At 33.4% G+C, this 11,636-nt stretch carries 7 protein-coding genes; 6 read left to right on the forward strand and 1 reads right to left on the reverse strand.

What is annotated here, in order from left to right; genetic code table 11:
* The first annotated feature begins 274 nt into the window (after window positions 1-274).
* The 6 genes from P6733_RS08875 to P6733_RS08900 all read left to right on the forward strand — a co-directional run bounded on the left by P6733_RS08875 (window position 275) and on the right by P6733_RS08900 (window position 10,859).
* The gene (locus P6733_RS08875; RefSeq protein WP_306352502.1) at window positions 275-5,050 is read left to right on the forward strand and encodes a fibronectin type III domain-containing protein; all 4,776 of its coding nucleotides are present in this window, start codon (window positions 275-277) and stop codon (window positions 5,048-5,050) included.
* Between the two features lie 159 nt (window positions 5,051-5,209).
* Entirely contained in the window at window positions 5,210-6,706 is a 1,497-nt protein-coding gene (locus P6733_RS08880; RefSeq protein ID WP_306352503.1) for a T9SS-dependent choice-of-anchor J family protein, read from the forward strand.
* A gap of 161 nt (window positions 6,707-6,867) precedes the next feature.
* Window positions 6,868-7,866 carry a glycosyltransferase family 2 protein gene (locus P6733_RS08885; RefSeq protein ID WP_306352504.1) on the forward strand — a complete coding sequence of 333 codons (999 nt, stop codon included), beginning with the start codon at window positions 6,868-6,870 and terminating at the stop codon, window positions 7,864-7,866.
* A gap of 4 nt (window positions 7,867-7,870) precedes the next feature.
* Window positions 7,871-8,479 (forward strand): dephospho-CoA kinase, encoded by a 609-nt coding sequence (coaE, locus tag P6733_RS08890; protein WP_306352505.1) that lies wholly within the window; start codon window positions 7,871-7,873, stop codon window positions 8,477-8,479.
* A gap of 71 nt (window positions 8,480-8,550) precedes the next feature.
* A complete protein-coding gene (locus P6733_RS08895) occupies window positions 8,551-10,137 on the forward strand; it encodes a sensor histidine kinase (protein WP_306352506.1) in 1,587 nt (528 codons plus the stop codon).
* A gap of 5 nt (window positions 10,138-10,142) precedes the next feature.
* Window positions 10,143-10,859, forward strand: a complete 717-nt coding sequence (locus P6733_RS08900) for a response regulator transcription factor (protein WP_306352507.1) — start codon at window positions 10,143-10,145, stop codon at window positions 10,857-10,859.
* A gap of 32 nt (window positions 10,860-10,891) precedes the next feature.
* Here P6733_RS08900 and P6733_RS08905 read toward each other — a convergent pair whose 3' ends face one another.
* On the reverse strand, window positions 10,892-11,632 hold the full coding sequence (locus P6733_RS08905) for an acyl-[acyl-carrier-protein] thioesterase (protein WP_306352508.1): 741 nt from the start codon (window positions 11,630-11,632) through the stop codon (window positions 10,892-10,894).
* Between the last annotated feature and the right edge of the window lie 4 nt (window positions 11,633-11,636).

Raw genomic sequence — 11,636 nt, forward strand, 5'->3', positions numbered from 1 at the left:
TAAGTTAGGACAAAATACAGATATGTCTTTTTGTTTAGATATATTAAGAATTTGGTTCATTTTGTGAAAATATAGAATTAGTGATAATTGTTAAAATAATATGCGGATTATCGATAATTATCTTGTTATTGCTGGTGTTAAGAAGTGTCTAAAGTTGTGTGGTTTGTTAATAGTTAAGTGTTAAAATTTAATTTTGCTTATAATACTTAATAAAATATTAAATAATACTTAATTTTTTATTAAATTACGCCCACTAATTAATTACTATAATTTTATGAAAAAAATTACTATTATCGGCGCTTATGGCCTTGCTAGGGATGAAAACCCCACTCAGCAAAGGAGCGTTTTAGACATTGGTTTGAAAGATCATTGGCTGAATAGCCTAGGATCGAGGTTGTCTGTGTTGTTAATGCCGTTGCTATTTATTTTATTTAGTACGAGTGCGACAGCACAAGTGAGTTATACTCAAAACTGGACTGCAACAGGTGATGCGGGTTGGATTGGAGGTACTAGATCTACAGATTTAGCTTGTCAGACTGGTTCGTATAGAGCAAACCCATATTCTGGAGCAACAACGAAATCATTAGTGTCACCATCTGTAGGGACATCAAATGGAGGATTGGTAACAATGAATTTTGATTATAAAATTGTTAATTATGCTTCTCCTTATGCTGGAACCCCAACTACATTTGGTACATTAAAAGTAGAGTATTCTACTTCAGCTTCTGGGCCATGGACAACAGCAAGTACAATAGATGCTACTAGCCACGTTCCTGCGACTACTTGTGCTACAAAAACGGTTACTTTTAGTGCTGTACCAGGAAATCTATTTGTTCGTTTTTATGTAACTTGGAATGCAGGAGATTATTGGACAATTTTCGATAATATTGCGATTACTCAAGGAGCTGCACCTTCATGTGTTTCACCGATAGGGTTACCATTTACAAATGTTTTGGATGTTTCTGCTACAGGATCATGGACAGCACCTGCAACTGCTCCGGCAAACGGGTATGAATATGAGTTACGTACAACAGGAGCTGCCGGAAGTGGAGCGACTGGTTTAGTGGCTACAGGAACAGTAGCTGCTACAACATTTAATTTTACTGCTTTATTACCAACGACTACATATGTACTTTATATTCGTTCACTATGTGGTGCAGGAGAATCTTCTGCTTGGGGTAATGTTGGTACCTTTATGACAACGTGTACAATTCAAATAGCACCTACAGCTGTTGAAAATTTTTCTACTTATGGAACTACAGCTCCAGATCCAGCTTGTTGGTCTGAAGGGACAGGTTTATTAGGAACAACTGCATTAACCTTAACAGGTACAACTAGTGGTTGGGCGGGAGCTAATTATAATAATTTAGCCGCTACAAATCCTAATGGTAAAGCAGCTTATATAGAATTATATAGTACAAGAAATGACTGGGTAATTTCCCCATCAATAAATTTAGGAAATGGCTCAACTGAATTCCGTGCGGAATTTGATGCCTCAGTTATTCCTTATTCAGGATCAACTGCTCTTACGTCAATGGCTGAAAAATTTGTAAAAGTGGTAGTTTCTACAGATAATGGAGCTACATGGTCTGCTGCGAATGTAATTTCAACCTATGATAATACTAACATCCCAGCTGGTGGAAGAAGTGAAAAAATTTCTTTGGCAGGTTATACTGGTGTTGTTAAAATTGGATTCTATGCATACAGCTCAGATTTTAATACTGATTTTAGATTCTATATCGATAACTTTAAAGTTGAAATTGCACCTCCATGTGTTGAGCCTTCACTTTTAGCAGTTTCAAATATTACAGATGCAACTGCAAATATCTCATGGGCTAGTACAGGTACATTATTCGATATTGAATATGGACTTACTGGATTTGTACAAGGAGCAGGAGCTCTAATTGAAGGAGTAACAAATAACTTTTTATTAGAAGGACTTTTAGGAGATACAGCTTACTCTTATTATGTAAGAAGAGATTGTGGAATTAACGGAAAAAGTGCTTGGAGTGGTCCATTTGCATTTAGAACAGTATGTTCAACAGTAACTGAATTTACAGAAGGCTTTGATACGGTAGCTACAAGTACTTTCCCGTCTTGTTGGGGTAAAGTTGGATCTTCAGGTACAGCTTATTTAGATGCGTCTAGTTTCTTTACAGGACCTAATGCGCTTTATATGTATTCATCTTCGGCTACAAATAGAGCTGTTGTGAAAATGAGGCCAGTAAGTAATGCAGGTGCAGGAACACATAGACTTCGTTTTAAATTAAGATCAAGTTCATCTTTCTCTGTAAATGGAGTAGTTGAAGTAGGTTATTTAACGAATCCTAATGATGCATCAACATTTGTTATGGTAGGTTCTTTTCCAGCACCAACAACGACATATGAAGAAAAAATAATTGAATTAGGAACGACACCTGGAGCAAATACGACTTTAGCGTTCAGACACTCTGGTTCTCCTTCAAATGCAGTATATATTGATGATGTAATATGGCAGGTTAAGCCAGCTTGTTCAGAGCCACAAAGTTTAACAGCTTCAGCTATAACAAATAACTCAGCGAAATTAACATGGATCAGCACAGGAACATTATTTGATGTTGAATATGGTGCTCCAGGTTTTGCTCAAGGTTCAGGAACAATGTTGACTGGTGTAACAAATGATTATGTTTTGTCACCATTAACAGGTCAAACAGCTTACTCTTACTATGTAAGACAAGATTGTGGTACTACTTTAGGGAAAAGTACATGGAGTGGACCATATAATTTCACAACTACATGTGATCCAATTTCAACTTTACCATGGACAGAAGGTTTTGAAGGTCTTACTTCGGTAGGGTCTGATTCATTTCCTCCTTGTTGGAAAAAAGAAAATGGAGATTGGGCTACATCTGATGAAACATCTTATAATACACCTAGAACAGGAACAAAATATTTAAGAAATTCTTGGAGTGCAACAAATGAATTTATGCATACACCTGGTTTCCAGTTAGAAGCAGGAGTGTCGTATGATTTTAGTTTCTTTACTCAAGGAGATGGATATACAGGATGGGTTGTAGATGTATTTAGAAACAATAGTCAATTAGGTACTGGTGGAACTCAATTAGGAGGTTCATTTACTGCCCCAGGTACAGGACCAATTTCAATACAAGCTTACAAAGAAGTGAAAAGAACATTTGTTCCTACAACTTCAGGAATTTACTATTTCTCAGTACGAGTAAATCAACCAAGCAGTTCGCCATGGTATATTGCTTTTGATGATTTCAAATTAGTAGTTACACCTACTTGTCCAGTTCCTACAACATTAGTTGCTGCGAATGTTACAAGTAGCCAAGCAACTTTATCTTGGGTTGGAATTGGAACAAATTATACAGTAGAGTACGGTCCAGTTGGATTTACTCCAGGTACAGGTACAATAGTTACAAATGCAGTTGCACCGTTAACTATTTCTCAGCTTAATAGTTCTACAGTTTACTCTTTTATTGTAAAAGAAGTATGTAGCGCGACGGATAGTAGTTTGAATTCAGACCCAGTTAATTTTACAACTCTTTGTGGTCCTGAATTAGCTCCAACAGTAGTTCAAACTTTTGCTTCTTATACAGGATATGCACCAAACCCATTGTGTTGGTCAGAATCTAAAGGCGCTTTAGGAACAACACCTGCTGCAATAACAACAGTAGATGGTAAATGGTCTAATGGAGCTTATGGAAATGTAACAAGCGGTTCTAATTCCGCTAGAATTAACTTATATGGAACTAGTTCTGATTGGTTAATTTCAAATCAAATTGATTTAGGAGATGGAACTATTCCTTTCCAATTGAAATATGATGCTGCATTAACAATGTATTCAGGAACAACTTCTCCTGCTTCAGGATTTAGTACTCACGTAGTAAAAGTGGTTATCTCTACAGATGGAGGAGCAACTTGGGCGGATGCAAATACAATTAAAACGTACAATAATACATCGACAGTTACTAATACAGGACAAACTGAAGTAATTGCTCTAGCAGGTTATACAGGTATTGTTAAAGTTGGTTTCTTTGCTAAAACATCAAGTACTTCACCGGATGTTTACTTCTATGTTGATAATTTCGTTGTTGAGAAAGTGATTACTTGCTTCCCTCCAACTGCAATTACTGTTAGTCAAATTACAACAGAAGGAGCATCAGTTTCTTGGACACCGAGTGGAACAGAAACACAATGGCAATATGTTGTTCAACCAGTTGGAACGGGAACTCCTACAACACCTGGTACAATAACATCAACACCAAGTGCTACTATAGCAAATTTAGTACCTGGGACAGAATATGAAATTGTAATTAGTGCTATTTGTTCCGATAATAATACAAGTGATTGGTCAGCTCCAACAACTTTCAATACATTACGATTAGGTTCATTATGTGAGAATGCAATTCCAGTAAGTGGATCAGATTTACCATATACTACGACTGATAATACGTCTAATTATGGAGATAATTATGAAGGTGTAGCTGGGGTATCATGTGGAGTTTCAACGAATTATTTAAATGGTAATGATGTTGTATATGCATATACTGCAGTTGGTGATGGTACGATTAATATCGGATTAAACCCTACTCAAAGTAATGTAGGTGTATTTGTTTACACAGCTTGTAACTTAATTGGTAATACATGTGTTGCTGGTGCAGTTAATAATGCAGTGGGTGGACCAATAAATATTAATGGATTTAATGTTGAAGCAGGTCAGACTTTTTATATCGTGATTTCAACATTAGCACCACCACAATCTACAGCATACACTTTAACTATTACGGGTACTTTAGGAACAGAAACATTTAATAATAAAAATTTCAGTTACTATCCAAACCCAGTTAAAGATGTATTGAATTTATCTTATTCAGAAAATATTACTTCTGTTGCAGTATTCAATTTAATGGGTCAACAAGTGATTCAAAAAACTGTAAATGCAAATCAATCACAAATAGATATGTCTGCATTAGCTGCAGGAGCATATTTAGTGAGAGTGAATTCTGGAGATAATACAAAAACAGTTAAGGTGATTAAACAACAATAACAGTATTTGTTTACAATCAATTAAATATTAAAGCTGCTCGAAAGAGCAGCTTTTTTTATGTTTATAGATATGTTAAAATATTAATTTGTAACGTATAGTTTCTTTTTTTAAGAAAAAATTAATACTTTTATGGTTAATACTAACTCAAAATTATACATTATGAAAAGAAAATTATTTTTATTATTCCTATTATTACCGTTGTTAGGATTTGCCCAGTTTAACCAAGGTTTTGAAGGTTCTACTGCACTTCCATTAGGTTGGACAGTAATTAATGGTGGGGATACAAATACATGGCAGGTTATAGATTTTACAGGTGGTGCTGTTACAGCACATGCAGGAACAAATGCAGTTGGTATAGGCTACTCATCTACTGCGCATGCGGATTATTTAGTTACACCTGCAATTACTGTTGCAGCGGCAAGTACAGATTTAATCTCATTTTGGGGTAGAAGTAGAGATCCATTATATCAAGAAACAGTTGCAGTGAAATTATCAACTACAGGAAATGCAGCGGCTGACTTCACTGTTACTTTAGCAGCAGCAGTTTCTCCTCCAGGGGGTGCAGCATTTCAAAAATATTCTTATGACTTAACAGCTTATGTTGGTCAAACAGTTTATGTGGCTTTTTACATTACTACGACTGATCAATTTTATTTTGATATCGACGATGTAGTTAGCGGACCAAAACCGACTTGTATGGAACCAGCATCATTTGCTGCTTCTGGAATTACAACGGTTGCGGCTAATTTAGGATGGACTTCTACAGCAACTTCATTTGAAGTTGAGTATGGTATCACAGGATTTACGCAAGGAACAGGAACTATGGTAAATGTAACTACAGGAACAACAACGCCTTTGTCTTCATTAACACCGGATACAAATTATACAGCATATATTCGTGCAAATTGTGGAAGTGGTGATTTTAGTCCATGGACTAGTACTGCTTTTAAAACATTAGCAGTCCCAGCAGTGAATGACAATTGTGGTACCGCAACAGCATTAACAGTAGGTACAACTTTTGTTGCAAGTGCAGTAACTTCAACATCAGTGAATGCATCAACAGGAACTGTTGTTCCAAGTTGTTCTTCTTCAGCTGCAAACGATGTATGGTTTAGTGTAGTAGTTCCAGCAGATGGAAAGCTTACACTTGAAACAGGTCAAGATGGTACATCTGGAAATGATGATACTATTATGGCTGCGTTTACAGGTACTTGTGGTGCTTTAGTGCCAATTGCTAGTGGATGTAATGATGATAATCCAGATGATGATACTTCATTTTTCTCAAAATTATCATTGACAGGTCTAACGCCTGGTCAAACAATTTACGTAGGAGTATGGCAATACGAAGGTATTTTTGGACCAGCTACGCCAGGTACATTTAAGATAGCGGCTTATAACGCTACTTTAGGTACTGAGACATTTGATGCCTCTAAATTTGCATATTATCCAAACCCAGTAAAAGATGTATTAAATTTATCATATGCTGAAAACATATCTTCAGTATCGGTTTATAATTTATTAGGTCAAGAAGTAATGACTAGAACAATTAATGCAAATCAAGCACAATTAGATATGTCAGCTTTAGTAAAAGGGGTATATTTAGTGAATGTAAATTCTGAAAATCTAACTAAAACAGTTAAAGTGGTTAAACAATAATCCTTTAAATAGTTTATAAGAAAAGCTTATCTAGTAATAGATAAGCTTTTTTGTATAAAAATGAAGAAAAAATAATTTAAAAGCCATCTGAAAAGATGGCTTTTGTTTTTTTAACATATACCTTTGTAGATTCAATTAATAAATATTGATTTTTTGTGTCTATGAATTTTTCGTTTATTATTCCTGTATATAATCGACCTGATGAGATTGATGAATTACTAGAAAGTTTGTCAAAACAAACTTTTTCTAAAGAATTTGAAATTGTAATTGTTGAAGATGGTTCTTCTATTCCATGTGAACATATTGTAGAAAAGTATTCTACTCGTTTGAAGATTGCATATTATAATAAACCAAATTCTGGCCCGGGAGATTCCAGAAATTATGGAATGAAAAAGGCTATGGGTGATTATTTTATTATCCTAGATTCCGATTGCATTATCCCTGAGAATTATTTAATAGAAGTAGAAAAAGCTCTAAATGAAGAATACGTTGACTGTTTTGGTGGTCCAGATAGAGCATTAGATTCTTTTTCGGATATCCAGAAAGCCATAAATTTTGCTATGACCTCATTTGTAACGACAGGAGGAATCCGTGGAGGATCTGAAAAGATTGGAAAATTCCAACCTAGAAGTTTTAATATGGGGCTTTCTAAAAAGGCTTTTGAAGCATCCTCTGGTTTTGGCAATATACATCCCGGCGAAGATCCTGATCTATCCATTAGGTTATGGAATATGAATTATAAAACTAAGTTACTTCCAAATGCGTATGTATATCATAAGAGGAGGATTGATTGGTCTAAGTTTTATAAACAAGTCAATAAGTTTGGAAAAGCCCGTCCAATTTTGGATAGTTGGTATCCACAATACAGTAAACTGACCTTTTTCTTTCCGTCAGTGTTTTTTATTGGTTTTATTGTTGCCTTATTGGCTTCTTTTCTACTTACGAGTGTGTTGTTGTATCTCTATATTTTGTATTTTGTTATTCTGTTAACAACATCAACTATTGAGAACAAAAGTTTAAAAATAGGAATACTATCTGTGTATGCTGCTTTTATACAATTTTATGGATATGGAATAGGTTTTTTAAAATCATTTGTTACTATTCGAGTTTTGAAACGTAAACCTCAGGAAGTATTTCCAGAATTATTTTTTAAAGTATAATAATATGACGGAGAAAGATATAATTCAAAAACCTAAGATTGTAGGTTTAACAGGAGGTATAGGAAGCGGGAAAACAACTATAGCGAAATATTTCGAATCTTTAGGAGTTCCTATTTATATTGCTGATAGTGAAGCGAAAAAGTTAATGGATACTCCAATAGTCATGGAGGAAATTCAAAATGTTTTTGGAAAATCTATAGTAGTAGACGGTCATTTAGATCGTACAAAAATTTCTGAAATAGTATTTCAAGATAAATCCAAGTTAGAGGTATTAAACAAAATTGTACACCCAGCGGTAAGAGAACATTTTGAAGAATGGGTTCAGGAGCATAAGAATGAATCAGTTGTGATTAAAGAAGCAGCGATACTATTTGAAAGTGGAAGTTATAAAGATTGTGATGCAATAATTTTGGTTACAGCACCTGAAGAGGTACGAATACAACGTGTAATGAGTCGTGATGGTGTTAAAAGAGAAGAAGTAATGCAAAGAATTAATAATCAGTGGTCGGATGATTTAAAGAAATCTCTAAGTAATTACATTATTGATAACGAAGACCTTGATTTAGCTATGAAAAAAGCACGATTTATTCTTGAAAAACTAAGAAAACAATAAAAATGAAATTAGATGTTAATCTTTGGTTAATATATTTAAGGAATAATTGTTAAAATGTTAATTTTGTTTCGATGAATAAAACATTGTTTCGCTTATTAGTAGTTTTGATGAGTTTATCCTTAATTGGGATAATTCTAGTGCAGGTATATTGGATAAATTCTTCGTTGAATAACAACGAAGAGCAATTTAAATATCACGTTAAACAGGTTATTGGGAATGTAGCAGATAAGCTACAAGAGCAAGAAACCTATAGTTTTTTGACTAAATACAATCAGTTAAAAGATAGTATTGGTAAAGATCCCAAACAAAGTGAATTATTACAGTTTTTTTATGTTCAGAGAGATACTCGAACAAATGAAACTATTATTTATTCAAATAGTATTATACCATTAGATTATAATATTAATTCATCATCGTTCTTTGATAATAAATCAGATTCATTAAAACTGAAAAGTTTTGTATCAAAACGACGTACTGAGATTTATAATGGAAGTCCTATTGATAACTCCAGTATTCAAAATAATGCCTCACCCGATTTAAAGATTGAAAAAATGGGTAGATTGGATATTTTGGATAAGGCACAGTTTGAAATATCATTTAAAGATATTGCAGCGTTAAAGCCATTACAGGATAGAATTTCTAAAGAAAAATTAAAGGAATTACTGGATAAAGAAATGTCAAATTATGGGATTAATACTCCTTTTGAATATGGTATTTACAGTACAGGTTTAGCGACAAAAGTAAAATCAGATAAATTTAAGTTTGATAAAAATGCAACCTATGGAATTCCTGTTTATACAGATAATGATGGGAATAGTAAATTTCAATTGTTGGTTAGTTTTCCACAAAAAGAACGATTTTTATTTTCATCACTTATTGGGATAACATCATTGTCAATAATATTTACATTAATTATTATTATTGCTTATGTTAGCGCATTGAATCAATTAATAAGACAGCGTCAGATTTCTGAGATCAAAACAGATTTCATTAATAATATGACACATGAGTTTAAAACACCTATTGCCACAATTAATTTAGCTTTAGATGCGATAAAGAATCCTAAAATAATAGATGATAAAGAGAAAGTACAACGGTACCTTCAGATGATTAGAGATGAGAATAAAAGAATGCACGCTCAGGTTGAGAATGTATTAAGGATTTCAAAACTTGAAAGAAAAGAACTAGAAATAAATAAAGAACCGCTTGATATTAATGAAGTTATTGAAGATGCAATTGAGCATGTGAAATTAATCATTGAAGATCGACAAGGTACGATAGAAACGCATTTTAAAGCAACAAGAACAACAACATTATTAAATGATGTACATTTTACTAATGTAATTGTAAACGTGCTGGATAATGCCATAAAATATTCTCCAGATCAACCCAAAATTGATGTTTTTACTGAAAACGTAAAAGATTTTATTCTTATAAAGATAAAAGATCAAGGTGCGGGAATGGGTAAGATTGCTCAGAAAAGAATTTTTGAGAAATTTTATCGAGAACATACTGGGGATTTACATAATGTGAAAGGGCATGGGTTGGGCCTAGCATATGTAAAAAGGATAATAGATGACCACAACGGTCAGATATTTGTTGAAAGTGAAAAAGGTAAGGGAAGTACCTTTATAATAAAATTACCACTAATAAATTAAAAATTATGGAAGCTGTAAACAAAAAAATTCTTTTGGTTGAAGACGATCCTAACTTTGGATCAATTTTAAAAGATTATTTAATGTTAAACGATTTTGACGTCACATTAGCAAAAAATGGGATGGAAGGATTCGAGAAATTTAAAAAAGATACCTTTGATTTGTGTATTTTAGATGTAATGATGCCTTATAAAGATGGGTATACATTAGCAAAAGAAATCAGAGAGAAAAATAAAGAAATTCCTTTGATTTTCCTGACAGCAAAATCAATGAAAGAAGATGTATTAAAAGGTTATAAAGTTGGTGCAGATGATTATTTGAACAAACCTTTTGATTCTGAAGTTCTATTAATGAAAATTAGAGCAATTATTCAGAGAAAAGCATCAGAGAGTAAAACAGATGTTACTAAGTTTGAATTCAATATTGGAGGATTCCATTTAAATTCAAAACTACGTTTCTTGACATACAAAAATGAGGAGCCAATTAAGCTTTCTCCAAAGGAAAATGAATTATTGAAAATGTTAGCACTTCATGAAAATGACTTAATGCCAAGAGAATTAGCATTAACGAAAATATGGAGAGACGATAACTACTTCACATCAAGAAGTATGGACGTTTATATTGCTAAATTACGTAAGTATTTGAAATTGGATGATGCAGTGGAAATTTTAAATATCCACGGTGAAGGATTCAGATTAGTCGTTAAGAACGCTGTAGAGAAATAAACTAAAAAGCCCCGATAAACATCGGGGCTTTTTTATTTCCAATTAATCTGTAAAGCAAAACAAATTTTATCTTCCTTTGAAATCGTATAGACTGATTGATGCTCAACTGCATTTTCATTGATACTTACGGTATCACCATATTTTAATTCTTTCATGAAATTCATGTCAAAACTTCTTAGTTTTTGCTTCATGATCGCGATGTAGTCTACTTGATCTAGACACCACTCCAAATATTTTACATTATTTACATGATTCACAATATCCAAATCTGATAGTACCACTTTTCGGTCTGTTACTTTATGAGTTTCAATAGCGATATTGACTTTTGAAAATGATTCTAAGGTTGGATTTTTATCAGGGAATAATTCAAAATGATCATGAGGTAAAGTAATTACATCGGGTCTTCTTGTTTTAGTATTAAAGACAGCCCAAAAAGTAGTTGCACCAACTATTTTTTTGCCATTGCAATACATTTCTAAAGCTCTAATAGAACGAGAACCTTGCATATCCATAATCCAAGTAGTAACAGTAACGGTATCCTGCCATTTTGGTAATTCATCTACTTCAACACGAATACGACTTAATACCCATGCCTGATCATATTGCTGCATATCAGTAAAGCTTAATCCTCCTGTGTAGGAATGATCAGCAGCAGTTAATTGTAATATGTTACATAGATCTGTATATTTTAAATATCCGTTGGGAGTACACTGTGTAAAATCGATTTCCCAATCTTTACTATGGATAGATTTGAAATTTTCAGCTATTGGCATAATT

The organism is Flavobacterium aerium (assembly GCF_030766725.1).
GTDB classification, from domain to species: domain Bacteria; phylum Bacteroidota; class Bacteroidia; order Flavobacteriales; family Flavobacteriaceae; genus Flavobacterium; species Flavobacterium aerium.